The organism is Marinomonas atlantica (genome assembly GCF_001639725.1).
Lineage (GTDB): Bacteria > Pseudomonadota > Gammaproteobacteria > Pseudomonadales > Marinomonadaceae > Marinomonas > Marinomonas atlantica.
In genome coordinates this window covers 1-24,736 of record NZ_LTAW01000006.1, presented here as the reverse complement: position 1 = coordinate 24,736, position 24,736 = coordinate 1, and the positions used below count along the sequence as shown (strand labels likewise).

Annotated in this window: 27 protein-coding genes and 3 tRNA genes; 16 read left to right on the top strand and 14 right to left on the bottom strand. The window is 43.4% G+C overall.

Annotated features, from left to right (window positions below):
* Nucleotides 1-39 precede the first annotated feature (39 nt).
* Nucleotides 40-327 carry a SelT/SelW/SelH family protein gene (locus AYW75_RS11805; protein ID WP_067099683.1) on the top strand — a complete coding sequence of 96 codons (288 nt, stop codon included), beginning with the start codon at nucleotides 40-42 and terminating at the stop codon, nucleotides 325-327.
* A gap of 63 nt (nucleotides 328-390) precedes the next feature.
* Here AYW75_RS11805 and AYW75_RS11800 read toward each other — a convergent pair whose 3' ends face one another.
* Entirely contained in the window at nucleotides 391-687 is a 297-nt protein-coding gene (locus tag AYW75_RS11800; protein ID WP_067099681.1) for a YciI family protein, read from the bottom strand.
* 4 nt (nucleotides 688-691) lie between these two features.
* A complete protein-coding gene (locus AYW75_RS11795) occupies nucleotides 692-1,228 on the bottom strand; it encodes a septation protein A (RefSeq protein WP_067099679.1) in 537 nt (178 codons plus the stop codon).
* 66 nt (nucleotides 1,229-1,294) lie between these two features.
* On the opposite strand from AYW75_RS11795, the gene AYW75_RS11790 reads away from it, so the two are divergent.
* From AYW75_RS11790 to AYW75_RS11765, 6 genes are all read left to right on the top strand, one after another.
* Nucleotides 1,295-2,140 (top strand): PHP domain-containing protein, encoded by an 846-nt coding sequence (locus tag AYW75_RS11790; protein ID WP_067099677.1) that lies wholly within the window; start codon nucleotides 1,295-1,297, stop codon nucleotides 2,138-2,140.
* Nucleotides 2,141-2,205: 65 nt separating this feature from the next.
* Nucleotides 2,206-2,826, top strand: a complete 621-nt coding sequence (locus tag AYW75_RS11785; RefSeq protein WP_067099674.1) for an L-threonylcarbamoyladenylate synthase — start codon at nucleotides 2,206-2,208, stop codon at nucleotides 2,824-2,826.
* 139 nt (nucleotides 2,827-2,965) lie between these two features.
* Nucleotides 2,966-3,883 (top strand): 23S rRNA pseudouridine(2605) synthase RluB, encoded by a 918-nt coding sequence (gene rluB, locus AYW75_RS11780; RefSeq protein WP_067099672.1) that lies wholly within the window; start codon nucleotides 2,966-2,968, stop codon nucleotides 3,881-3,883.
* A 16-nt stretch (nucleotides 3,884-3,899) separates the two neighbouring features.
* Complete coding sequence (locus tag AYW75_RS11775) at nucleotides 3,900-4,361, top strand: DUF1499 domain-containing protein (protein WP_082856503.1); 462 nt, start codon at nucleotides 3,900-3,902, stop codon at nucleotides 4,359-4,361.
* A gap of 42 nt (nucleotides 4,362-4,403) precedes the next feature.
* The gene (locus AYW75_RS11770; protein WP_067099668.1) at nucleotides 4,404-5,123 is read left to right on the top strand and encodes a response regulator; all 720 of its coding nucleotides are present in this window, start codon (nucleotides 4,404-4,406) and stop codon (nucleotides 5,121-5,123) included.
* A 5-nt stretch (nucleotides 5,124-5,128) separates the two neighbouring features.
* Nucleotides 5,129-6,619: an ATP-binding protein gene (locus tag AYW75_RS11765; protein ID WP_067099666.1), complete on the top strand. Its 1,491-nt coding sequence runs from the start codon at nucleotides 5,129-5,131 to the stop codon at nucleotides 6,617-6,619.
* Nucleotides 6,620-6,642: 23 nt separating this feature from the next.
* On the opposite strand, the gene AYW75_RS11760 is transcribed toward AYW75_RS11765, so the two are convergent.
* Both AYW75_RS11760 and argF read right to left on the bottom strand, forming a co-directional pair.
* On the bottom strand, nucleotides 6,643-7,569 hold the full coding sequence (locus tag AYW75_RS11760; protein WP_269447786.1) for a LysR family transcriptional regulator: 927 nt from the start codon (nucleotides 7,567-7,569) through the stop codon (nucleotides 6,643-6,645).
* A gap of 92 nt (nucleotides 7,570-7,661) precedes the next feature.
* Nucleotides 7,662-8,567, bottom strand: a complete 906-nt coding sequence (gene argF / locus AYW75_RS11755; RefSeq protein ID WP_067099664.1) for an ornithine carbamoyltransferase — start codon at nucleotides 8,565-8,567, stop codon at nucleotides 7,662-7,664.
* A gap of 201 nt (nucleotides 8,568-8,768) precedes the next feature.
* Here argF and grxD point away from each other — a divergent pair, with 201 nt between their 5' ends.
* Entirely contained in the window at nucleotides 8,769-9,098 is a 330-nt protein-coding gene (gene grxD, locus AYW75_RS11750; RefSeq protein ID WP_067099662.1) for a Grx4 family monothiol glutaredoxin, read from the top strand.
* 87 nt (nucleotides 9,099-9,185) lie between these two features.
* On the opposite strand, the gene AYW75_RS11745 is transcribed toward grxD, so the two are convergent.
* The gene (locus tag AYW75_RS11745) at nucleotides 9,186-10,139 is read right to left on the bottom strand and encodes a LysR family transcriptional regulator (protein WP_067099660.1); all 954 of its coding nucleotides are present in this window, start codon (nucleotides 10,137-10,139) and stop codon (nucleotides 9,186-9,188) included.
* A gap of 133 nt (nucleotides 10,140-10,272) precedes the next feature.
* Nucleotides 10,273-11,277 (bottom strand): 2-hydroxyacid dehydrogenase, encoded by a 1,005-nt coding sequence (locus AYW75_RS11740; protein ID WP_067099658.1) that lies wholly within the window; start codon nucleotides 11,275-11,277, stop codon nucleotides 10,273-10,275.
* A 339-nt stretch (nucleotides 11,278-11,616) separates the two neighbouring features.
* On the opposite strand from AYW75_RS11740, the gene AYW75_RS11735 reads away from it, so the two are divergent.
* The gene (locus AYW75_RS11735; protein WP_067030652.1) at nucleotides 11,617-11,826 is read left to right on the top strand and encodes a cold-shock protein; all 210 of its coding nucleotides are present in this window, start codon (nucleotides 11,617-11,619) and stop codon (nucleotides 11,824-11,826) included.
* 77 nt (nucleotides 11,827-11,903) lie between these two features.
* Here the strand turns inward: AYW75_RS11735 and AYW75_RS11730 are convergent, their stop codons facing one another.
* A complete protein-coding gene (locus tag AYW75_RS11730) occupies nucleotides 11,904-12,662 on the bottom strand; it encodes a sulfite exporter TauE/SafE family protein (protein ID WP_067099656.1) in 759 nt (252 codons plus the stop codon).
* A gap of 463 nt (nucleotides 12,663-13,125) precedes the next feature.
* On the opposite strand from AYW75_RS11730, the gene AYW75_RS11725 reads away from it, so the two are divergent.
* From AYW75_RS11725 to AYW75_RS11715, 3 genes are all read left to right on the top strand, one after another.
* Nucleotides 13,126-14,067 (top strand): porin, encoded by a 942-nt coding sequence (locus AYW75_RS11725; RefSeq protein ID WP_067099654.1) that lies wholly within the window; start codon nucleotides 13,126-13,128, stop codon nucleotides 14,065-14,067.
* Nucleotides 14,068-14,293: 226 nt separating this feature from the next.
* Nucleotides 14,294-14,935 (top strand): cupin domain-containing protein, encoded by a 642-nt coding sequence (locus AYW75_RS11720; RefSeq protein ID WP_067099652.1) that lies wholly within the window; start codon nucleotides 14,294-14,296, stop codon nucleotides 14,933-14,935.
* An 11-nt stretch (nucleotides 14,936-14,946) separates the two neighbouring features.
* Nucleotides 14,947-15,648, top strand: coding sequence for a fumarylacetoacetate hydrolase family protein (locus AYW75_RS11715; RefSeq protein ID WP_067099650.1), 702 nt, complete (start codon nucleotides 14,947-14,949; stop codon nucleotides 15,646-15,648).
* Here the strand turns inward: AYW75_RS11715 and AYW75_RS11710 are convergent.
* Together AYW75_RS11710 and AYW75_RS11705 are read right to left on the bottom strand one after the other, a co-directional pair.
* Nucleotides 15,645-16,151 (bottom strand): DTW domain-containing protein, encoded by a 507-nt coding sequence (locus tag AYW75_RS11710; RefSeq protein WP_067099648.1) that lies wholly within the window; start codon nucleotides 16,149-16,151, stop codon nucleotides 15,645-15,647. The two genes, AYW75_RS11715 and AYW75_RS11710, sit on opposite strands and share 4 nt — an antisense overlap.
* 47 nt (nucleotides 16,152-16,198) lie before the next feature.
* Nucleotides 16,199-17,410: an ammonium transporter gene (locus AYW75_RS11705; protein ID WP_067099647.1), complete on the bottom strand. Its 1,212-nt coding sequence runs from the start codon at nucleotides 17,408-17,410 to the stop codon at nucleotides 16,199-16,201.
* A gap of 477 nt (nucleotides 17,411-17,887) precedes the next feature.
* Between AYW75_RS11705 and AYW75_RS11700 the strand changes: the two genes are divergently transcribed.
* A complete protein-coding gene (locus tag AYW75_RS11700) occupies nucleotides 17,888-18,100 on the top strand; it encodes a cold-shock protein (RefSeq protein ID WP_067099645.1) in 213 nt (70 codons plus the stop codon).
* Nucleotides 18,101-18,165: 65 nt separating this feature from the next.
* Here AYW75_RS11700 and AYW75_RS11695 read toward each other — a convergent pair whose 3' ends face one another.
* Nucleotides 18,166-19,011 carry an outer membrane protein assembly factor BamD gene (locus AYW75_RS11695; RefSeq protein ID WP_067099643.1) on the bottom strand — a complete coding sequence of 282 codons (846 nt, stop codon included), beginning with the start codon at nucleotides 19,009-19,011 and terminating at the stop codon, nucleotides 18,166-18,168.
* Between the two features lie 107 nt (nucleotides 19,012-19,118).
* Between AYW75_RS11695 and rluD the strand changes: the two genes are divergently transcribed.
* From rluD to clpB, 3 genes are all read left to right on the top strand, one after another.
* Complete coding sequence (gene rluD / locus AYW75_RS11690; RefSeq protein WP_067099641.1) at nucleotides 19,119-20,096, top strand: 23S rRNA pseudouridine(1911/1915/1917) synthase RluD; 978 nt, start codon at nucleotides 19,119-19,121, stop codon at nucleotides 20,094-20,096.
* Between the two features lie 60 nt (nucleotides 20,097-20,156).
* Nucleotides 20,157-20,888: a peptidoglycan editing factor PgeF gene (gene pgeF, locus AYW75_RS11685; protein ID WP_067099639.1), complete on the top strand. Its 732-nt coding sequence runs from the start codon at nucleotides 20,157-20,159 to the stop codon at nucleotides 20,886-20,888.
* A 103-nt stretch (nucleotides 20,889-20,991) separates the two neighbouring features.
* Complete coding sequence (clpB, locus tag AYW75_RS11680; protein ID WP_067099636.1) at nucleotides 20,992-23,586, top strand: ATP-dependent chaperone ClpB; 2,595 nt, start codon at nucleotides 20,992-20,994, stop codon at nucleotides 23,584-23,586.
* An 82-nt stretch (nucleotides 23,587-23,668) separates the two neighbouring features.
* On the opposite strand, the gene AYW75_RS11675 is transcribed toward clpB, so the two are convergent.
* The 4 genes from AYW75_RS11675 to AYW75_RS11660 all read right to left on the bottom strand — a co-directional run bounded on the left by AYW75_RS11675 (nucleotide 23,669) and on the right by AYW75_RS11660 (nucleotide 24,733).
* A complete protein-coding gene (locus tag AYW75_RS11675; RefSeq protein WP_067099634.1) occupies nucleotides 23,669-24,322 on the bottom strand; it encodes a TIGR04219 family outer membrane beta-barrel protein in 654 nt (217 codons plus the stop codon).
* A 117-nt stretch (nucleotides 24,323-24,439) separates the two neighbouring features.
* Nucleotides 24,440-24,514 (bottom strand) — tRNA-Gln (locus AYW75_RS11670).
* Nucleotides 24,515-24,569: 55 nt separating this feature from the next.
* Nucleotides 24,570-24,644: transfer RNA gene (locus AYW75_RS11665), tRNA-Gln, on the bottom strand.
* A 12-nt stretch (nucleotides 24,645-24,656) separates the two neighbouring features.
* Nucleotides 24,657-24,733: transfer RNA gene (locus AYW75_RS11660), tRNA-Met, on the bottom strand.
* Between the last annotated feature and the right edge of the window lie 3 nt (nucleotides 24,734-24,736).

Sequence of the window (24,736 nt, the reverse complement as noted above, 5' to 3'; positions counted from 1 at the left end):
TCGGTACGCCAAGATGAAATTGAGTTTAGAGGGCTAAACATGAGAACTGCAGTGGTTGAAATTGAATATTGTACGCTATGTCGTTGGATGTTACGCGCTGCTTGGCTATCGCAAGAATTACTGATGACATTTGACGATGATATTAAAAGTGTGACCTTGATTCCAACACAAGGCGGTATTTTCAAGGTGCGAGTCAATGGCGAAGAGATATGGTGCCGTAAAACCGAAGATGGGTTTCCAGAAGCCAAGGTGTTAAAGCAGCGCATGCGTGATGTGATTGATCCTGAGCGCGATTTAGGACACTCGGATGTGAAGGAATCGACATAGATCAGTGACGATGGAAGATATAAAAAAAGCGGCTAAAGCCGCTTTGGGGGATTAATTTCGTTTCTAGAAAACTTGTTTAAACGGTTTTACGTCAACGTTCGCGTACACGCCTGCGGCAACATAAGGGTCAGCATCAGCCCAAGTTGTCGCTTCTTCTAGCGACTCGAACTGAGCGATTACGACACTGCCCGTGAAGCCAGCATTACCTGGGTCACTGGAGTCAATCGCTGGATTGGGTCCGGCAAGTACCAAACGGCCTTGATCTCGAAGCACTTGTAATCGCTCTAAATGCGCCGGGCGAGCCGATAGGCGGCTTTCAAGACTGTTATCAACGTCGTGTCCAACAATAGAATAAAGCATGCGGTTATTCCTTATTTTGTAAATGGGAAGACAAGTAGATTCCCTGCAGAATAATAAAAACGATAGTCATTCCAAGCAGACCGAACAGTTTGAAGTCTACCCAGAAGTCTTCACTGAAGTTAAAGGCAACGTACAAGTTGACCGAGCCAGATAGGATGAAAAAGCCAACCCATGCTAGGTTTAATGTACGCCACGTTTTGTGAGGCAGCTCAATTTTATCGCCCATCATGCGTTCAATGATGTTTCGTTGACCAATAAATTGGCTTCCGAAAAATGCGATTGCAAAGAGCCAGTTGACAATAGTTGGCTTCCATTTAATAAAGTCGCCATCACCCAGTAGCACTGTAGCACCGCCTAATAACACGACAAGCACTAAAGAAATGATATGCATCTTTTCTATTTGTCTGTTCTTAAACCAAGTAAAGCCTACTTGAATAAGTGTTGCTGGTATCAGTACTGCGGTCGCGAGGATAATGTCGTCGGTCGATTTGTATACCAAGAAAAATACAAGAATCGGTAAAAAGTCGAATAGTAATTTCATAGTCAAGCCAGTTTATGTATGCTCGAACGATAATACCTAGCAACTGTCGGAAAGAATACCCCTTTAATGTCTGATCAAGCCTATCAACGAGTAGACTTACATACTCATTCTACTGCCTCGGATGGCAAGCTGACCCCGACGGAGCTCGTCAATTTAGCCCATCAAGAAAATGTAGAAATGCTCGCTTTAACAGATCATGACACCATTGCTGGTTTAGTTGAGGCACGACAGGTCGCAGATTCAGTGGGCATGAGATTAATTAATGGCTGTGAATTATCTGTGTCGTGGAAAAAAATTCCGTTGCATATGGTGGCGCTTGGTTTTGATGAGCAATGTGAGCGCATCGCAGCTTGGACGTTGCGCAATCAAAAAGTCAGGTTAGAGCGTGGTCGACAGATAGCCGATTTGCTTCGTAAAAAAGGGTTGCCGGACCTGTTTGAGAAAGCGGTTGAAGAGGCTGGCGAAAGTCAGCTAGGCCGCCCTCACTTTGCCAAAGTGATGGTGCGAGAAGGGTTAGTAAAAGACATGAACAAAGCGTTTGACCATTATTTGGGCAATAAAAAACTCGGTCAAATTCGTGATGTGTGGCCCCAGCTAGAAGACATTATTCCTGATTTAGCTGAAACGGAGTGTGAGCTAGTACTTGCTCATCCCAAGCGATACCCCTTGACGGTCACGAAGCTTAAGGCCGTTATGAAAGATTTTAAAGCCTTTGGGGGCACAAGCATTGAAATTGCATCCGGTAATGAACGCCCCGATTATGTTCGTTTTTTAGAGCGGCTCTCGCGTGAGTTTGAGTTTAAAGCATCGGTCGGCAGTGATTTTCATGGCCCTTTTGGCCCATGGACTCAAGTTGGGCGCTATACTCAAGTACATGAGCAAGAAGTAACCCCCCTTTGGTATCAGTGGTAGGCTTACCAAGTTTTACCCTGTTTTGATGAGTAAGCCTCTACAAGAGGAGAAATGGAGAAAGTATCTTGAGTCAATTTTTTCAGATTCACCCAGAAAACCCTCAGGCGCGCTTAGTTAAACAGGCCGCGCAAGTTATTCGTGACGGTGGTGTGATTGCCTATCCAACCGATTGCGGCTATTCCCTAGGTTGCCATATTGGTGATAAAGCCGCATTAGAGAAAATTCGTACAATTCGCCGTTTAGACGATAAGCATAATTTCACGTTGGTTTGTCGAGATTTATCTGAAATATCGACCTACGCGCGTTTTGATAATTCGTTATACCGACTGCTAAAGCACCATACGCCGGGTCCTTATACGTTTATTTTTAACGCGACGTCAGAAGTGCCTCGTCGATTAATGCATCCGAAACGTAAAACGATTGGTATACGTGTACCAGACAATAAAATCGTTCAGGCTTTATTAGAAGAATTGGGTGAGCCGATAATGAGTGCATCCTTGATTCTTCCTGGTGAAACGGATCCTATGATGGATCCTTATGATATTCGTGACACGCTACAACATCAGTTAGACCTAGTGATTGACGGCGGCTTCTGCGGTATGCAGCCAACCACGGTCATTGCGATGATTACCGAGGCTGTTGAAGTGCTTCGAGTCGGTGCTGGTGACCCTACGCCATTTGAGTAAAAACAGTTGTTTGCATGCTATCAACTGAGACTTGATGTGACTATAATGCAAGTAGCGTTTGTCAAGCACTAAAAGCCTTGGCGCATTTAAGAATTCAACATAAAAGGGTTGCTGCGAAGCATTCCCGAAAGAGGTCGTAATGGACGAAAAATTACAGAAAGTGTTGGCGAGGGCAGGTACAGGATCTCGTCGTGAAATGGAAAACCGTATTCGCGAAGGTCGAGTGACTGTCAATGGTACTGTTGCAAAACTCGGTGACCGTGTTCGCCCTACTGATACTATTGAGCTGAATGGCTTTGAAGTAAAGACCAGCGCGTCAAGTGATGTTGATCGCCGTGTCATTATTTACAACAAGCCTGAAGGTGAAGTATGTACACGTAAAGACCCTGAAGGTCGCCCAACTGTTTTCGATCGGCTTCCGAAGTTACGTGGTAGCCGTTGGATTGCCGTAGGCCGTTTAGACATCAATACCTCTGGTTTGTTGTTGTTCACGACAGATGGGGAATTGGCCAATCGCTTGATGCACCCATCGACCGAAGTCGATCGTGAGTATTTGGTTCGAGTGATGGGTACGGTAACGGAGGAGCATATCTCCAACCTTAAAAAGGGGGTCTTGCTTGAAGATGGTATCGCTCAGTTTACCGACGTCGTAGATGGCGGCGGTGAAGGCATTAACCATTGGTTCTATGTTTGTTTAATGGAAGGTCGTAACCGTGAAGTTCGCCGTCTATGGGAATCACAAGGTGTTAAGGTAAACCGCTTGAAGCGCGTTCGTTTTGGGCCTGTTTTTTTACCCTCGAAAGCAAAAGTTGGGCGCTGGGTAGAAATGGATGAAACCGATGTTAGTGCACTATGCGAAATCGTTGGTTTAGAGCATAAGCTGACAGGTCTTAAGAGTCAGCAAGAGAAACATGACCGCCGTCGCCAAAGTGGATCTCGTGTAACGGGTAGCGTTGCTAAAGCCAAAGCTCGCGAAAAAGGCTTTGATTGGCAAGCGTCAGAGAAAAAACAGCCAGAATTTAAACCGCGTCGCCCAGGGCAGCGGTCGTTTAGATAAAAGAAGGTAGGATGTTATGAGCATGGTGCGATGGATTTTAGTCGTTGTCATTGCAATGCTAATCGGATTTTTTGTTTATGTAGACATGAACAATGGCGTGCCCGAAAACTTGGGGGTTAATGACGGACTGTTAGCGCCATGCCCAGACATGCCGAATTGTGTTTCTTCTCAAGCTTCAGTTGATGATGCTCAACATTTTGTTGAGCCAATTATTTACCGTTCAAATGTCAAAGATGCGCAGCTTACGATTGAACAATCGCTGTTGGAAGGTGGCCGTGCGCGTTTGATTGAGAGTCGTCTAGGTTATTCACATTTTGAAGTCTCTAGTGATTTCTTTGGTTTCAAAGATGACCTTGAAGTGTATTTTCCTGAAGCAGATAGTGTTATGCACATACGATCAGCTTCACGGGTTGGCTATGATGACCTAAATGTTAATCGTGAACGTGTTAGACAAATTCGTGATCTTTTAGTAGATTGATATAGAAGGCTTTATTAAATATCAAATGGACGAGGATAGACTATGAGCGCGAATGAACCCCAATCAATTTTGATTGTTGAAGACGATGAGCGCCTTGCTACGCTTACCCAAGAATATCTACAAAAGAATGGCTTCAATGTAGAAGTAGAGCCAGATGGTCGAAATGCCATCGCTCGTATCATTGATGAACAACCTTCTTTGGTCATTCTTGATTTGATGCTTCCTGGTGCCGATGGTTTTACCGTGTGTCGTAGCGTTCGCAACGATTACCACGGTCCGATCCTGATGTTGACAGCACGCAGTGATGATGTTGATCAGATACTCGGCTTAGAAATTGGTGCAGACGATTATGTCTCAAAACCTGCTAAACCACGTGTTTTGTTAGCCCGTGTTCAATCGTTACTTCGTCGTAGTACCCAAGACATCGATTTGTCAGCGGGAAGTTCTGACGCTGAGCAAACCTTAGAATTTGGCAGTCTAGTAATTGACAATTCTCGACGCGAAGCATGGCGAGAAGGTGAAGAGATAGAGCTAACGAGTGCGGAGTTTGATTTGTTATGGCTTCTTGCTAGTAACTCAGGTCGAATTTTGAGTCGCGAAGAGATTTTCAGTGAGCTTCGTGGAATCGAATACGATGGTCAGGATCGATCTGTTGATGTACGTATTTCCCGTATACGCTCGAAAATTGGGGATGACCCAATTCACCCTCGTAGGATTAAAACGATACGTAGTAAAGGCTACCTATTCGTTAAAGAGGTGTAAGCGTTATGCGAAGCGATATGTGGCGTCTCTATCGACATATTTTGATTGGGGGCATCATTATATCGCTTCTTTGTTATGGTGTTATTGAATGGCTTGAACACCGCTATGATGAGCATCAACAAGAGCACTACTTATTGCTAGATGCTGAACTGTCTTCACGCCTGTATAATCAAAGTTTACTAACAATTGAGCAAATTAATGAGCGTTCAGCCTTTTTTTGGCAATCAAAAAGCTCTCCTCGAATAGGTTCAAATTTAGAGGTTTCTTTTACGCAAAATGATTTGGTTGAAGCCACTTTCAGTGACAACAATAACATTTTAGTCACTGGCGTTTTACAAGATTCTCGTACGCACGCCGTGCTGTATATTCTTCGTGACTTTCTTGCGATCCCTTCTCTTTCAATATCCGAAAAATTAGTCATTTTAAAAAGTCTTTCAGGTGTTAGACTGCAAAAAATTGCAGAACCTATTTGGATGCCAACATTCGTCGAGTTAGAGGCTGGCCCTGAAAATAGTGTTTTATGGCAGACCCCAGACGTTGATTCCCAGTGGCGCATTATAGTTGCTGAAGCTGAAACAATACCGTTAAATCTAGCTGTGTTGTTGCTGGTTATTTTATCTATTGCTGCTTTATTAGTGATGGTGTGGATTGAGTTTTTGCATCTGGATCGTAAAAGGGCTCACTTTGAGACGGTAATGCGACAGATTGCACGAGGTCGCGGTACGTTACCTCAAGGTGTCGCTGATAGCTCTGGAACGCTTAAAGAGTTGGCGTATTCTTTTGACTCTATGTCAACACATATTCAGCGATTACTAAAAGTTCAGCGCGAGATGATTAATGCTATATCTCATGAACTCAGAACCCCCATAGCACGATTACGTTTTGGGTTAGAGGTATTAAAGGATGATGTAGATGATCAGCTTGAGCAGTCTATCAGCGCGCTAGAGTTTGATGTAGAAGAGCTTAATACATTGGTTGATGAGGTCTTAACGTATGGCAAGCTCGAGGAAGGTACGCTAGCGCTGAATTTTGAAAAAACCAGCATTAAGCAAATTCTTGAAGGCATTGTTGAACACAACCAAGCATTACTACAAAAGCTTGATGTCAAAGTGACTGTAATTGGTGATGATACCGTCAATGCAGATACACACCATCTGCATCGAGCGTTACAAAACTTAATCTTAAATGCATCCAAATATGCAAACTCAAGTATAGCGATTACTTTTACAGAAGATACCGAGCGTTGGCAGGTTGATATTGAAGACGATGGTCCAGGGATTCCTGCTGAAGATCGAGATAAAGTTTTTATTCCGTTTCAACGATTGGATAATTCCCGTACTCGTGCATCCGGCGGATATGGTCTGGGCTTAGCAATCGTTCAGCGTATTGCTTTCTGGCATGGTGGCGCAGTGTTAGTTGAGGAGTCGGAAACGTTGGGCGGAGCTAAATTCAGCCTGATTTGGTCACGAAGCCAGCACCAAAATAGTTTAAGTTAGGGCTGGCTGAGTGTTGTTGATGATTAAAGATCTGGTGACAAAATTCCGCGAAGATTTTTGAAACACGTTTTAGATGCGGTTGTAATTAAATCATCCATGTAAGCGTTTTCACGCTGATCCTTACGAATCGCTAGATACAACTTACACCAAACACCTTCTTCCCCTAGAGACTTTGTGATCGCATATTGCCTGTTTGTGTACTCCGTTAAAGCCCAATTGGGTAAGCAGCATACACCACGACCACTTGCCACCAGTTGCATCATCATTAACGTCAATTCGCTGTGACGTATCTTTGCGGGCGCTACACCTGCAGGCGTTAAGAAGTGTTTAAAAATATCTAGACGCTCTGACTCAACAGGGTAAGTGATTAGGGTTTCGTTTTTAAAGTCTTCAGGCACTAAGAACTCTTTCTTTGCTAGAGGGTGGTGTCGTGACAACGCCACCTGAGACTCGTATTGAAACAATGGAATGTATTCAATATTGGGTAGATCTTGAGGGTCGGATGTAACCACTAGATCAAGATCGCCGCGCGCCAAAGCAGGCAGAGGCATAAAGCTAAAGGCAGTGGATAAATCTAATTCAACATCTGGCCAATGTTCACGGAAATGGTCTATTGTGGGCATCAGCCATTCATAACAGCTGTGACACTCGATTGCGATGTGTAAACGTCCACTTTCACCTTCGGCGAAACGTTGAATGTCTCGTTGTGCAGATCGAAAAGCTAACAGTACATCATCTGCGAGTTGCAATAAACGCAAACCAGCGCTAGTGAATCGCACAGGTTTTGTTTTACGGATGAATAGGGGACAGCCTAACTTTTCTTCTAGGTCTTTAAGTTGGTGAGAAAGGGCAGACTGTGTTAGATGTACGCGCTCAGCCGCTTCTACAAGGCTTCCGGTTTCTCTTAGTGCTGTCAGAGTTTTTAGATGCCTAACTTCAATAATGCTCATAGTAATCTCGAGTTTTTGAGTTTTATTCAGCTCGTAACGTATAAAAAAGGCTCGTGTCAGATTTTTCTAACCACGAGCCTTACGAGATTGTCTTAGTTACGGATCAAAAATTCAAGTAGTGCTTTCTGAGCGTGCAGGCGGTTTTCTGCTTCATCCCAAACAACAGAGTCAGGATGATCAATGACCTCGGTTGTTACTTCTTCGCCACGGTGGGCAGGTAAGCAGTGCATAAACAGGGCATCTGACTTAGCCAAGGCCATAAGTTTTTGATTGACTTGGAAGCCGTCAAAATCACGCATACGTTGTTCTTGTTCGTCTTCTTGACCCATTGACGCAAACACGTCTGTTACTACTAAGTCAGCGTCTTGTACGGCATCTTGCACAATATTTGTCACCGAGACGCAGTGTTTATTTTCGGTCAGTATTTGTTCATTTGGTTCGTAGCCTTTAGGGCATGCAACGACTAGCTGGAAGCCAAGCAAATCAGCGGCATTCATGTAGGAGTGGCACATATTGTTACCATCACCAACCCAGACAACCTTCTTACCTTCAATAGAGCCACGATGCTCCAAGTAAGTCTGCATGTCTGCTAGGAGCTGACAGGGATGGTAATCATCAGTTAATGCATTGATCACAGGGACTCGAGAGTTTGCAGCAAAGGTTTCTACTGTAGCGTGATCAAAAGTACGGATCATGATCGCATCGACCATACTTGAGATAACGCGTGCGCTGTCTTCAACTGGCTCACCACGGCCAAGTTGGGTATCTCGCGGCGATAAGAACAAAGCATGTCCGCCAAATTGTGCCATACCGGCTTCAAAAGAGACTCGGGTTCGCGTCGATGATTTTTCAAAAATCATCGCTAAAACCTTGTTCTTTAAAGGTTGGTATTGCGTACCTTCACGGTGCATTTTTTTAAGTTCAATAGCACGTGAAAGTAGTTGCTTTAGCTCTTCAGACGATAAGTCTTTTAGAGTCAAAAAATGTCTCGGCGACACGACGTTGCTCCTGTCAAAATTCAACCAATAATTAGGGAATCCGCCAATTTAATACACTGATCGCGTGGAGTAAAGGGGCATTTATCAAAGCTTTTGCTATAAAGAGGGTTGTAAAAAAAGTAAACATCCCCATACTTCACTGCAAATTCATCTATATACAAAGCCGCAGATCATAGCGGCAGATAAGTGAGGTTAGCGATCGTGAGTACTACAATTGAAAAAATCCAAGAACAAATAAACGGCAACCCAATTTTGCTTTACATGAAAGGTACGCCTCGTATGCCTCAGTGTGGTTTTTCAGCACAGACGGTGCAGGCATTAATGGCATGTGGTGAGCGCTTCGCGTTTGTTAATATTCTCGAGAATCCTGATATTCGTGCTGAACTACCTAAGTTTGCAAACTGGCCGACTTTCCCGCAGTTGTGGGTGAAAGGTGAGCTTGTTGGTGGTTGTGATATCGTTGTTGAAATGGCAGCAAATGGTGAGCTTCAAACACTTATCAAAGAAGCTGCGCCTCAAGAAGAAGAATAAGTTTTACTTTTTGGGTTGTGTCGTAAAAAACGCGCTGTGAAAGCGCGTTTTTTTATGCCTATCTAAAACCCTAGTCATGGACTTATATTAACTATAACTCTGTGATTTGAGTTCATTGGCAAGTTCTATGACCTGCTTTCGGAACCATATATGACTGGCATCATGATGCAACAGAGGACTCCAAATCATTTTTAGTTCAATAGGAGGAATCGCAAATGGAGGCTCCAAGATAACAAGGTTTGGGTTGCTTCGGTTAATTAAAGCCACTTTACGAGGTAGTGTGGCAATTAGGTCTTGCTCGAGTGCTAAGTGCATGGCGGTATGATAACTACGTGTAAATACTCGAATGGTGCGTTTACGGCCTTGTCTTTGTAGTGCTTCATCTACCCAGCCTAGCTTCTGAACATCGGTAGGGTCCATTCCTACTCCGACACCAAACCCAGTTTTGCTGACCCAAATATGTTGTGCTTCTAGATATGTTTCAAGGGTAAAGTTTTTAGCAATCGGGTTATCTGCAGCCATCATGCACACAAATGTATCAAGCCAGACACTTTTTTCGTGGAATGACTGCGGGAGTTCTTCAAAACGGTTGATCGCCATGTCTATTTTCCCCGCTTCAACATCATGAAACGTGACATCACTAGGGGTCATAATATCAATGGTTATGCCTGGTGCATTTTCGCGAAGCCGTGTTAAAAGTCGCGGAATGACTGTAGAGGCAGCATAATCGCTGGCCATAATGCGAAAGACTCGAGTTGAGGTTTTCTCATTGAAATCTGCTTCGGGTTGCAGTGCTTCTTCCAGTTCAAGTAGCACTTTTCGAACAATTGGTTGTAAGCGTAGGGCTTTTTCTGTCGGCTTCATGCCTTCGCTGGTGCGAACAAGTAAGGGATCGCCTAATAGGTCGCGTAAGCGTTTCAGACCATTGCTCATTGCTGGCTGGGTAATATTTAGCTTATTAGCCGAGCGTGTGACGTTGCACTCTCTTAGTAATACATCTAAGTAGATAAGCAGGTTTAAATCAATTTTATTGATATTCATTAGTGTTATGAAAGCCAAGTCTTTAATAATCAATTGTGATTAATTGTAGGCTTGTATTCATAAAGTACAACCCCTTTCTTGATACGACAGTATCTACAAAAGGGGGGCTAAAGATTAAGTTTTCGTATTGTTTTTAATGTATTGCGGTGAGTTCTCGTTGATAGTCTTTAGGTGAGCTTTTCAATTGCTTAAGGTTTGCGAGTGTTGTATCGGCGATATGGTGTAAAGCGATATCGGTAAAGTAACCTTGATGTCCAGTGACGACGACGTTTGGAAAGGTCAGTAGTAACTGAAAAACACTGTCATAAATAATGTGATCAGACATATCTTCAAAGAAGATTTTGCCTTCCTGCTCATAAACATCTAGGCCTAAATAGCCAATTTTTCCACTGTACAGTCCATCAATCGCTTCTTGGGCATTAACTAATGCACCGCGACTTGTATTAATTATCATCACGCCTTTTTTCATTTTTTCAATTGAAGTCTGATTTATTAAGTGATGTGTAGAGGCATTTAAAGGGCAATGTAGGCTGATAATGTCACTTTCGGAGTACAGCGTTTCAAGGTCAACGTATTCAGCACCCTGCGATACTAATGATTCGTTGGGTAATAAGTCATAACAAAGAACCCGACAGCCAAACCCATTCATAATACGGCAAAACGCTTGGCCGATTCTTCCTGTGCCAATGCAGCCAACGGTTTTCCCCTCTAGGTTAAACCCCATAAGTCCTTCTAATGCAAAGTTCCCTTCTTTTACTCGATGGTAGGCTCTATGGGTTTTTCTATTCAGGGCCATGATTAAAGCGACTGCGTGTTCTGCTACCGATGTAGGGCTGTAATCAGGCACATGAAAGACAGAGATGTCACAAGCTTTTGCACAGTATAAATCAACATTATTGTAGCCCGCGCAGCGCATGGCGATGGCTGTAATTCCAAAGCTTGCTAGTCGCTCTAGCACAGGGCGGCTTAAGTCGTCATTTACGAAGCAAGAGACCGCGTCATAGTCTTTTGCAAGTGAGACCGTTTCAGGGCTCAAGCGGCTTTCAAAGTAGATTAACTCAATATCAGCCGCCGCCTCGGAGGCTGATTCTAAGGTGCGTTTATCGTAAGGCTTGCAAGAGAAGACAGCGACTTTCATAAGGCCCTCCTAGGGAGCGTATAGAGCTAGTAATATAGGTTGATTTACTGGAAATGGTATAGGTGTTTTGTAGGTTGTTGATTTGTCTCAATTATTAACCTAGTTTGGTGTAAATTACTTGAGGATGTTGTTACAAAAAAATCTGCGTATTTCGTTGACCAAGTTTATAAAACAATCTTACAATCAAGGTGTTTAAATAATTGGCGCTATTTATGTACAGTGTCGCTTGCGACCGAATACGGTTTTGTCCTGTTTTGTCATAAGTAATACCGAGTTTTTTAAGCACTACCGGCTGCAGCAATGTGGCTTTAATAAACTTATTTCAAACAGGAATACATCATGTCAGACTCAGTTACTGGTACAGTTAAATTTTTCAACGAAACTAAAGGTTTTGGCTTCATTACTCAAGAATCAGGCCCAGATGTGTTTGTTCACTTCTCTGCAATTGACGTTGCTGGCTTCAAAACGCTTGCTGAAGGTCAAAAAGTTGAGTTTCAAGTAGCTCAAGGCAAAAAAGGCCCAGAAGCTCAAAACGTTAAACCTCTATAATTTTAGAGTATATCGTTTCTGAGAAGGCAGCCTTAGGCTGCCTTTTTTCGTTTACAAGGCAGCCCAGCAAATGGATATCAGCTGAAGTATGCTGCAATGCTTCCTAAAACTGTCATGAAGAATAAAAACCATTTTAAATGTTTGGCTTTTGCTTTGATGGCAAATCGAACAGCAATGAAAGAACCAAGCATTGTACCTGAAGCGAGTATGAGCCCAGGTATCCACCAAACTTGGTCGTTCCAAATAAATACCGCTAATGCTAGCGCTGTAAAACCAATAGTGCATACCATTTTAAGCGCATTTGTTCTAACTAGGTCGTACCTAAGAGTTCCTGCAAGAGCGGCGATTAAGACAAACCCAACCCCAGCTTGAACAAACCCGCCATAAATACCAGCAAAAAATAAAGCAAACCAAGCACTAGGTTTATCTGACACTTTAAAAGGGATAGTACCCTCAGGTGCGGCAATGACGCTTGGTTTAATAAGCATGACAACTGTCATGGATATCATTGTTGTTAGGAGTAACGGCTTTAAAATGGACTCTGGCGCATAAGATGCTAACAGTGCGCCGAATAAGCCTCCTAAAAGCGTTGGAATTAAAACGGGTACGATATCCCCTCTTTCCACTTTCCCTGCCTTATGAAAACCTTTTACGCCGACGATACCCTGTAAGATTACGCCGACTCGGTTAGTTGCATTGGCGATGTCGGCAGGCATTCCCATTACCATTAGGGCTGGAATGGTCAAATTGGAGCCGCCTCCAGCTAATGTGTTAATAATGCCTGCTATAAAACCGGTCACAACAAGTAAAACAGCATATAAGAAATTTACATCCACCTAATTGGCTCCTTATTTTTTCTATAGACTAACAAACTTGTTGATTTAATTTGCATTAAATAAGTTCACTCGCCCATTTAGTTATCTTTCATGGTGCGCATATTTAGCATTAAACATGTATGTTTCGGTGTTTTTTGTTATTTCTTTGATCACTATTAGTTATTTCTTTTGTTTTAAGGTCGTATTGTTTGCTTTAAATTGGATAGTTAAAGACATATGGAAAATGTTATGTCTTATTGAATTTAATTAAGTTATTGATTTTTAAAAATAAAATTAATATTCAATATTTTGTTGGTATGCAAATTTTAAGAATAAGAACGCAAATGGCATGTAGAGTGAATAGAGGGTGCAAGTATAGTGCTTAGTATTGATTAAATGTGAATGAATATTAGAGTGTCGGTAAGTAGCTTGCATAGTTCGAGCGCTGTACATAAAAGTGAATCAACATAAAGGAAACCGATTTATGAAAAAGACTCTTGTAGCTATCGCAGTTTCAAGTGCCGCATTGACATCAGTATCTGCTTTTGCTGCTGAAGATACAGTTAATTTTGATGTTTACGGTAACATCCAATTAGTGTATGCGGATTCTGATGCGAACGACTCTGAAATCACGGATAACGGCTCTACTTTTGGCTTCCAAGGTAGTACAGCGATCAATGATGATCTAACTGGCTTCTTCAAGTACGAACTTGAAGCCGATGCAGATGAAAAAACTAGCGATATCGATGTCAATCTTGACCAAGCATATGTTGGTCTTCAAGGTGGCTTCGGTAAGGTACAAGTTGGTTCTTTTGACAGCATCTACAACAACGCTATTCAAGACACTTATGACCAATTTGAATACTACGGTATTACTGATGCTGGTTTAACTAGTGAAGGCGACACAATCGCTTACTTCTCGCCATCAATGGGTGGTTTTGAAGTTCAACTTTCTGCACAGGTTAAAGGTAAAGCTGAATCAGAAACTAAAGGTGCAGGCGCTTCAGTAGAAGATGGCACTGCTGTAACCGCTGTTGCAAAATACTCTGTAGACGCGTTAACAATCGCCGCTGGTTACGACAGCCTAGAGAACAATACCGCTCGCTCAAATGCTGACTCTGCAACGTACGGTGTAAGTGCAACTTTCCAAGCAACTCCAGCACTTTCTGTTGGCGCTAAATGGGAAGAAGAAGAAGATCAAAACTCTATCATTGGTCTAGCGGCACGCTTTAATTATGGTTCTGGCGATGTATACGCGACTTACCAAAACGTAGATCCTGATGCAGCTGGTTCTAGTGATTTTAACGAATACGGTGTAGGTGCAACATACAGTTTAGCATCTAACATGTATGTTTATGCTGAACTTGGTCAAAATGGCGCAAATGAAGACGATGTCACAGCTCTAGGTGCTACATACCTATTCTAATATCTTTTAGATAGTAGATTACGTTTACTCTAAGGCTCCCTATCGGGAGCCTTATGTTAAATGTGCTCATTCAAGGTTCCATATGTCCTTTTTCGTTCGGCGATAGACTTACTGGAGCATTTAAGCATTAGGTTTCGATCTAGTGCTTTTTTTTGCTTAGAGTTTGCCTTGTCAGCCACTCTGTCGCTAGACTAGCTAGTCTATTATTTAATCAGGCGTATGGCTTATGTTGAATATGGATTTTACTGTTCCAGTGTTAATAAATATTGATGACCTTGAGTGGTGCTCAAGTCCTATGCTTGGGGTCGAACGAAAGCCTCTAGCGCGTGAAGATGCAGAAAGAGGGCATGCGACTAGCATTGTTCGTTATGCGCCAGGCTCAGTATTTAGAGCCCACCCTCATCCACTTGGTGAAGAAATTCTAGTGCTTGATGGGGTGTTCAGTGATGAAACAGGTCATTACCCTTCTGGTACATATTTCCGAAACCCTCCAGGCTCAAGTCATGCACCTTTTAGTTCTGAGGGTTGTACTTTATTTGTAAAGCTACACCAATTTTCACCCCTTGATAGCAAGCAAGTTGTTATTAACTCAGATTTACTAGGCTGTTTAGAATACACACAGCCATACTGTTTACATCAATATCAAAATGAAAGAGTCTATCTACTTTATGCCCGTGAGGGTGATGATATGTCTGCTCTTTTTCCTGACATGGGTGATGCCGTCGAAATTTTAGTTGTCAACGGACTGATATCCTATGAAAAATTTAACTTACCTGCATTAAGCTGGTTCAGAGTGCCTTGTATGGATTTTGAGCAGTTAGCCGTTAGCCATGACAGTTTGTTGTGGATTAAGAGTGGGCACTTTTAGAAGGAATCAAAATGTCGTTGTATGTAATCCCTCCTATAGCGGAAGTTGCGTTACCTATTGTGGGTCGAAAAGAGCTTTTTCCTGTTCGTAGAGTGTATTGTGTAGGCCGAAATTATGCGGCTCATGCACGAGAGATGGGTGATGATCCTAATCGAGATTTGCCTTTCTTTTTTTGTAAAGATCGTAGTTGTGTGCAACAGGTTACCTTAAACGATGTAACACCTTTACCTTATCCTGAAGCGACAGAGCGCTTTGAGTATGAAGTGGAGTTGGTAGTAGCGTTGTCTCAAGGTGGTGGTAATTTAACATTAGATGAAGCACAGTCAGCGGTTTATGGCTACAGCGTTGGATTAGATATGACTCGACGTGATTTACAGAGTTTAGCGAAGCAGAAAGGACGCCCATGGGAAGCCGGTAAGGCATTTGAGTTCAGTGCGCCTATGACGCCGATAGTTCCTCGAGATGACGCTCCAGTATTGGAAGCAGGAAAAATAGAGTTATCTGTTAATGGTGAAGTGAAGCAAAGCAGTAACCTGACCCATCTAACATGGGGGATTGCTGAAGTGATTGTTAAGCTTTCTGAGCAGTTTGAGTTGTATCCGGGAGATTTAATAATGACTGGAACGCCTGAAAATGTTGGCCCTGTCGTGATCGGTGATAAAATTGAGGCTTCGGTTGAAGGTGTTGCAAGCTTTAAGATGAAAGTAGTTTAAATAACGGTGTTAAAAGCTTTAAAAGCTGACTCAAGGGTTCCTGCTTGGTCTGTTAGCCCTTGTTTTTGCAATAAATAAATGGCGGTCTCAGCGGTGCAGAGGCCGCTTTTTTGTTGGTTTTTACGGCGAACGTAACGAGAAACTTGTCCAGTTATCTCATAGGTTGAGTAGTTATGTAGGTAAGGCGTGCGGTTATACATTTTTCGAGCTTGCTGCCATGTGCCATCTAAAATAATGACATGTTCTACCGCTTCAATAGATGCACTTAAAGCAGTACTTTTATCTAAAGACAGTGCGGTGGGGTAGATGACGAGAGTGCTCTCATAAGGAAGGCTTGCTAGAACCTGCGAGGGCTCATTGCGCTGCCATGCGATGAGGGTGCAGTTATCTGGCAAATGTTTACAGATAAGTTGGCCCGTGCCATTAGCTTTTTTGAGCTCTTCAGAATGTGTTAATAGCCAAATATGCATAGTAAGTATAGAGTGGTTTTGAGGGGTGTTCATAGTAGCAAATGCAGATTGGGGCGCCTATAGCGCCCCAATCTAACGTGTTATTCTTTTCCTGTAGAACCAATTCTATGAATACTCAAATCAGCGCCATTAAATTCATCCTCTTCGGTTAGGCGTAGCCCCGAGATGGCTTTTGTTGCGCCATATACTGCGAAGCCTCCAACTAAAGCGATGGTTATACCTGCAAATGTGCCGACCAGCTGAGCCATAAAACTTACACCGCCAAGGCCACCGAAAGACGTGCTACCGAAAATACCGGCCGCGATTGCTCCCCATGCACCACACACGCCGTGAAGAGGCCATACCCCAAGAACGTCATCAACAGAGTGAAGTTTTTGCTGGATCCAAGTAAACAAAATAGTGAACAGTGCACCAGCCACAGCTCCGGTCATCAAAGCGCCAATTGGATGCATAATATCTGAGCCAGCGCATACTGCGACAAGCCCTGCTAATGGGCCGTTATGGATAAAGCCTGGGTCATTCTTGCCAATAAGCATCGCCGTAATAACGCCACCAACCATGGCCATTAATGAATTGACGGCCACCAGTCCACTAACACCATCTAAGGTCTGAGCAGACATAACATTAAAACCAAACCATCCAATGCATAGAATCCAAGCACCCAATGCAAGAAATGGGATATTTGAGGGGGCGAAAGCAACTAATCGGCCTTGGCGAAAACGTCCGTTACGGGTGCCAAGTAAAATAACTGCTGCCAAGGCAACCCAACCACCTACGCCGTGTACTACGATAGAGCCAGCAAAATCATGAAATGCGGCCCCAAAAGTGCTTTCTAGCCAGCTTTGGAAACCGTAATTGCCATTCCAGATAATCCCTTCAAAGAAAGGGTAAACGATACCAACAATAAAGGCCGCTGAGATAAGCATTGGATAAAATTTGGCACGTTCAGCGACTCCGCCTGAGATAATCGCGGGTATTGCGGCAGCAAAGGTCATTAGAAAGAAAAACTTCACTAACTCATAGCCATTGTTTTGCGATAAAACTTCTGCACTATCAAAGAAGGTAACACCATAGGCAATTTGGTAACCGATAAAGAAGTAAACGAGAGCAGAAACCGCAAAATCAGTCATGATTTTCACTAAAGCGTTTACTTGGTTTTTGTGGCGAACAGTACCTACTTCTAAGAATGCAAATCCTGCATGCATGGCAAAAACCATGATGGCACCGAGTAATATAAATAAGGTGTTTGAGCTAGAAACTAATGTTTCGACTGCACTGTTAATCTGTTCCACATGCACTCCTAAATGAGATTTTTGCACCAATATGGTGTTGTTTGTTTTTTATCTGCCTTCATATGGTTCGTTGAAGGTGTGCTTTGAGGTGTCCTTTCCTTAATGGCTTTTTATTAAGCAAAAAATGTGCCTGAAGTGCGTTTATTTGGTGCCGTGTTATATGCTGGTGCTTTTGTTTGGTTTGTTTTGGTGCGGCCTGTTGTTGAAAGTTTTGTTATTACTGTCAATCAATTATCAAGAAGCAGAGCTAGGATATTGTCAGTATAGAAGTTGGTGATGGTTGATTTTAGTGTGCACTATTTGTGTGAATTCAGGGTTTATATTTCTTCACAGTCAACTTATTATCGAAGTGCTGCTTAAAAATAGCCTTAATAAAAAGCTGTTGAGGCAGTGCAAAGGAACATTGTCTTGTGAATAACAAGATGAAAAAGTTTAACAAACTACCGCTTCGTGGTAGTTAGCGTAAAAGAGGTTGTTATGTCAGATCAATTGGTATCCGGTATCGTTAAATGGTTCAACGATGAGAAAGGTTTTGGTTTTATTGAGCGCGATAGCGGTGCAGATGTATTCGTTCATTTTCGTGCAATTAATGGAACTGGTCGCCGTACTTTGCAAGAAGGCCAAAAAGTCACCTTCGAAGTTACTCAAGGCCAGAAAGGTCCTCAAGCTGAGAATGTCACGATTGTTTGATCTGGCATAGAACCAAAAAAGCCAAGCAGTTTTGCTTGGCTTTTTTGATTGTGCCTTATCTGGAATTATTCAATTAATCCTAAACTTACCCAGTAAAGTGTATCCGGATCAGCTTCACGCGGTAGTTCAAATGGAATGAACTTATTATCTTCATTTAGATGCTTGCTGTCCGAGAAGCTATTAGCTAATACAGATAAATTCTGTTTTGCTTCGTTGTACAACCCAAGGTCGATATAGGCTTGTATGGTGATTGCTAATGCCTCTTCTACTGCTGGCGTAGAAGGGTAGCTTTTCACGACTTCTTGAGCACGGCGCAATGCTGACATCGGCGCTTTGCGTTTGAAGTAATAATGCGCAATGGAGACTTCATGTTCGGCGATTAGATTACGCAAATACACCATGCGCGCTTTCGCATCCGGTGCAAACTCACTGTATGGATAACGACGTAAAAAGTCTGCAAACTCACTAAACGCTTTGTCGAACTCCGTGGTATCTCGTTCGGCAGGATTTAAGTCCAAATAGCGGCCTAAAAACGTTTCGGCACCTTTGTAAGTTGACAGGCCTCGCATATAGTAGGCGTAATCAATGGCATGATTGTCAGGATAGTTTTTGATAAAACGGTCTGCAGTGGCGTGCGCAGCAGCAAAATTCCCCGCTTCAAACTGAGCATAGATTAAATCTAAACGTGCTGGAATCGAGTATTCGCCAAATGGATAGCGCGTTTCAAGTTCTTTCAGCTGCTCTGCCGCAGTCGTTGGAAGATTGTTATCTAGTGCCTCTTGAGCAAGACGGAAATATTCTTTCTCCGGTAAATCAGGTTCTACAGTTGGTTGATTGGCTGAACAGGCCGTCAAAGCGGTGTAAAAGCCAGCAATTGTCAGAATTCGTGACAATGTCTTATTAAATCCCATGTATAATACAACCCTAGTAAAAGAGGCATAGCATTTTGAAAAATTGCTATGCGATTGGCATATTTCGCGTCACGATGACGCAGCATCGAGCATAGAAAGTTTATTGTATGGCAGAGCGCATTGTAAAAGAAGCCCAAGTTGCATTGGATTTCTCAGGACAGCGATTTGATCAAATTGCTACCGAATTATTTTCAGATTACTCACGTTCTAGAATCCAAAGTTGGATCAAAGATGGAGTACTTCTGGTTGATGGTAAACAGACTAAGCCAAAAGAGAAACTCTTTGGTGGTGAGAAAATCACATTAAGTGTGGAATTGGAAGAGCAGGTAGTACATAACGCTCAAGAAATCCCACTAAACATCGTTTATGAAGACGATGATATTTTAATCATCAACAAGCCAGCAGGGATTGTTGTACACCCAGCGGCGGGGCATCATGACGGGACATTGTTAAATGCTATTTTGCATCATGCTCCGGAAACAGCCACTGTACCCCGAGCAGGTATTGTGCATCGTCTTGATAAAGAGACCACTGGCTTGATGGTAGTAGCGAAAACGCTTCAGGCGCAAACGGATCTCGTTGCTCAGCTGCAAGATCGAAGCATGGGACGTGAATACGAAGCCATCGCTATTGGCGCTATGACCGGTGGTGGTGCAGTTGATGAACCGATTGGCCGTCATCCACATAACCGTCAAAAAATGGCGGTCGAGCCTGTGAATGGAAAAGAGGCGATCACTCATTACCGCCTAGTTAAACGCTACAATAACCACACGCATATCCGTTTGAAGTTAGAAACGGGGCGTACGCATCAAATACGTGTACATATGGCTTTCATTCAGTATCCGCTGGTAGGTGACCCGCAGTATGCTGGTCGACTGAAAATGCCAAAGGGCTGTTCTCCTGAACTTCAAGATGCGCTTAGAGGGTTTCGTCGACAGGCTTTGCATGCGAAAAAGCTCGAGTTGGCTCATCCTGCTACAGGTCAGTGGATGGAGTGGGAGATAGATTTACCGGACGATATGCTTGAAATCTTAGAAGTACTTGAAGCAGATTTGCATAACGGTGGTGAGAACCACTACATGTAACCCGATCAAAAAATATTCCAAAGGCAGCGCTTAGCTGCCTTTTTCTTAGGTGGAAATAACATGGACTCAATCATTACCCCTAATTGGCCTGTGCCGAGTAATATCAAAGCGTTTGTATCTACTCGTATTGGTGGTGTCAGTCAGCAGCCTTATGACAGTTTTAATATGGGAGGGCACGTTGGTGATGTGATGCAAGACGTTATGAGCAATCGTCTTTTGCTGAAAACATTGGCATGTTATCCCGGCGACATTCAATGGCTTAACCAAACTCACAGCACCTTTGTTTTAGAGCTTCCTTCTTCGGAAAAAGATCGTAATGCCGATGCGTGTTACACGAACCAAGCGGATACCGTCTGCGCAGTGTTAACAGCAGATTGTTTGCCTGTTTTGTTTTGTGACCCTAATACATTGCAAGTGGCTGCCGCTCATGCAGGTTGGCGTGGCTTGTGCGATGGTGTGTTGGAAGAGACGCTGAAGAAGTTTTCCAATCCTCAAGATGTTGTGGTTTGGTTTGGTCCTGCTATTGGTCCGGATGCATTTGAGGTTGGCCCAGAAGTTCGCAGTGCGTTCATGGCTGTTGATCCTAAGGCAGAGCTGGCTTTTAAGCCCAGTAGTCACGATGGGAAGTGGTTAGGTGATCTGTATTCGATTGCTCGGCAGCGTTTGTCGAGTCTGGGCTGTTGCAATATATACGGTGGGGAATTTTGTACCTTCAGTGATGTTGAGCGTTTTTATTCCTATCGCAGAGATGGCGTTACAGGGCGAATGGCCTCACTTATTTGGCAAGAATGATGATAGGTGTCAAAAAAATGACACTGCGCCATTGAAAAGCAAAATACTGATCCTATAAAGCAATCAGAAGCTAAATTTTGTTGTCGATTCCTCGGAGGTCAATATGCGAATTGATAGATTAACCAGTAAATTACAAGTAGCTCTTTCAGACGCGCAGTCTGTGGCGCTAGGACACGACCATTCATATATTGAATCGGCCCATTTATTAATGGCCTTATTGGATCAACAAGGTGGTGGAACGCGTCCTATTTTGCAGCAGGCGGGTGTTAATGTTGCCAAGTTTCGAGAGGAACTCAATGCCATTTTAGAGCGTATGCCAAAAGTGAATAATCACGATGGCAATGTTCAAATGTCACCAGAGCTGGGGCGTTTATTAAACTTAGCGGATAAAGAGGCTCAGAAGCGCAAAGATCAATATATCTCGTCTGAGTTACTGCTACTGGCCATATTTGATGGCAAAGACGATGTAACGAAAGCATTAAAAGCAACCGGCGTAACGAAAGCTGATATCGCCTCCGTAGTGGATTCTGTACGTGGTGGTGATGCGGTAAACGACCCTAATGCTGAAGAGAATAGGCAGTCATTGGATAAATATACGGTAGATTTAACGGCGCGCGCTGCGGAAGGTAAGTTGGATCCTGTTATTGGCCGTGATGATGAAATTCGTCGTACAGTTCAAGTGCTACAGCGTCGCCGGAAAAATAACCCAGTGCTTATTGGTGAACCTGGCGTGGGTAAAACTGCTATCGTTGAAGGATTGGCTCAGCGAATCATTAATGGTGAGGTGCCGGAAGGATTAAAGAATAAACGTGTGTTGTCTTTGGATATGGCTGCTTTGATTGCAGGCGCCAAGTATCGAGGTGAGTTTGAAGAGCGCCTAAAAGGTGTGTTGAATGAACTGTCTAAACAGGAAGGTCAAATCATTCTGTTTATCGATGAAATTCACACGATGGTTGGCGCTGGTAAATCGGAAGGCTCAATGGACGCTGGAAATATGCTGAAGCCCGCATTAGCCCGAGGTGAGCTGCACTGTGTGGGTGCAACGACACTTAATGAATATCGCCAATTCATCGAGAAAGATGCTGCCTTAGAACGTCGTTTCCAAAAAGTGCTGGTTGAAGAGCCTAGTGTACTTGATTCGATTGCTATTTTACGTGGTTTAAAAGAGCGCTATGAGGTGCATCATGGTGTCGATATCACAGATTCTGCGATCATTGCTGCAGCTAAGCTATCGCAGCGCTACATAACAGACCGTCAGTTGCCAGATAAAGCCATTGACCTTATCGATGAAGCAGCCAGTCGTATTCGGATGGAGATGGACTCTAAGCCTGAAGAAATGGACCGACTTGAGCGACGTTTGATTCAACTGAAAATTGAAAAAGAAGCGCTGAAGAAAGAAAAAGACAGGGCTTCTAAGCTACGCCTTGAGGAGCTTGAAGGTGAAATAGACGCTTTGCAGAAGCAGTTCTCAGATTTAGAAGAAATCTGGAATGCAGAAAAGGCAGCAGTCCAAGGTGCTCAAAAATTAAAAGAAGAGCTTGAAAGTGTTCGTCATGAGATGGAGGAAGCTCGTCGCCAAGGTAATCTGGCGAAAATGTCAGAGCTCCAATATGGTGTCATTCCGATGTTGGAAGCCGAAATCGAAAAAGCGGCCCTTGCAGAAGAGAGTGAAGCTGTCACTCAGCTGCTCAAGAACCGTGTGACAGAAGAAGAGATTGCAACCGTCGTGTCGCGCTGGACCGGCATTCCAGTAGATAAAATGCTAGAAGGCGAGCGTGATAAATTGTTACGCATGGAAGATGCCTTACATGAATCGGTTATCGGTCAAAACGAAGCGGTTAACGCAGTGTCTAATGCTGTGCGTCGATCTCGTTCAGGTTTGGCTGATCCTAATCGTCCTAACGGTTCTTTCTTGTTCCTTGGTCCAACTGGTGTGGGTAAAACCGAGTTGTGTAAATCGTTGGCGAAGTTCTTATTCGATACTGAACAGGCTATGGTGCGTGTCGATATGTCGGAATTTATGGAGAAGCACTCTGTCGCCCGTCTGATCGGTGCGCCGCCAGGTTATGTTGGCTATGAAGAGGGCGGCTACTTAACAGAAGCAGTGCGTCGTCGTCCATATTCAGTATTGCTGCTGGATGAAGTCGAGAAGGCGCATCCGGATGTGTTTAGCATTCTTCTGCAGGTCTTGGATGATGGACGTCTTACTGATGGACAAGGCCGAACCGTCGATTTTCGTAATACGGTCATTGTGATGACCTCTAACTTGGGTTCAGATGTTATTCAGGAATATCGAGGCAATGAAGAGTACCAAGCCATCAAGAGTAAGGTAATGGAAGTGGTGGGGCAGCATTTCCGTCCTGAATTCATTAACCGTATTGATGAAACTGTCGTCTTCCACCCATTAATGCAGTCGCAAATTAAAGGGATTGCTAAGATCCAGCTAGCGCATCTTAATGAGCGTCTAGTTGAAATGGGGATGGCGATGAATTTAAGTGACGCTGCGATGGAGCGTCTAGCCGAAGTCGGGTATGACCCTATTTACGGTGCTCGCCCATTGAAGCGAGCGATTCAACAATGGATTGAAAACCCTCTGGCAAATGAATTGCTTGCGGGTAAGTTTGTTGCGGGGGATTTGATAAAAGTCGATGTGGCTGGGGACGATATGACATTTGAGGCATTGAAAGAGTCACTTTAAAGTGCGCATTACTTGAAACGAAAAAGCCAGCTTAATTAAGCTGGCTTTTTTATGTCTTTGCATTACGTGCTAGAAAGAGTGTTTAGAAATCCGCAAAGACACCTACGAAGAATCCATCAAATTCGATCTCAGAGTCGATGCTGCCTTCGTTGATATCGAAGTTAGCATTGCGGTAACCGCCTTCTACGCCGACCACAAACGGTGATTGGTATTTAATTTTAAATGTTGTATCACTGATGCTTGAATCACCAGCAGAAATAGCTTTGATTTCACCACCAATTTGAATAGGAAGTGTTGGGATGGTGAAGTAAGCCGATAGGTAACCCGTTGGTAATACAACGCTTTCTGAGGTGGCACTGCTGTTTACGCGAGCATCAATGTTCATATCGCGGATTGAAATGCCAGCATCAAGGTCAAGCCAAGCAAGACCGTCTAAAAACTCATAATAAAGTGTGTAATCTGTACTGTCGATTTTCATGTCGACGTTGTTGCTTTTGCCTTCCATTGAAGAGCCTTGTAAGCGTACATTTGGAATAAGCGGTACTGGATGTTCAAAAGCAATGCCGTAATAAGTGTTGTCTTCGCCAGCAATATCAACGTTAGCAGATTGATTATTGATACGTCCATCAAATGATAAGTCTGGTGAAAATTGTCCAACTTCTGCCGTTAGACCCAAAATATCAGCGTGAGCAGTGCTTGCTAAAATTAATGTAGAGGCAATCAGAGCTTTCTTCATGAAAGGAATCCCTTTTTTGATTTAGATTTCTGTGAATTATATAGAAGCCAATCAAAAAAGCTAAGGAAGAGTATTAAATAGTGAAGAAATTTGAATCTTTAATAGGAGAAGTTTAGATGGCTGGGGTAGCTGGATTCGAACCAACGCATGACGAGATCAAAACCCGTTGCCTTACCGCTTGGCTATACCCCATCAGGACGAGAAGTCGTTCTAACCAGTAGAGCTGAATGTTTTAGGAAGTGCTTGATGGCTGGGGTAGCTGGATTCGAACCAACGCATGACGAGATCAAAACCCGTTGCCTTACCGCTTGGCTATACCCCAATACATCAATATTGGTGGCTATGACTAGATTCGAACTAGTGACCCCATCATTATGAGTGATGTGCTCTAACCAACTGAGCTACATAGCCTTT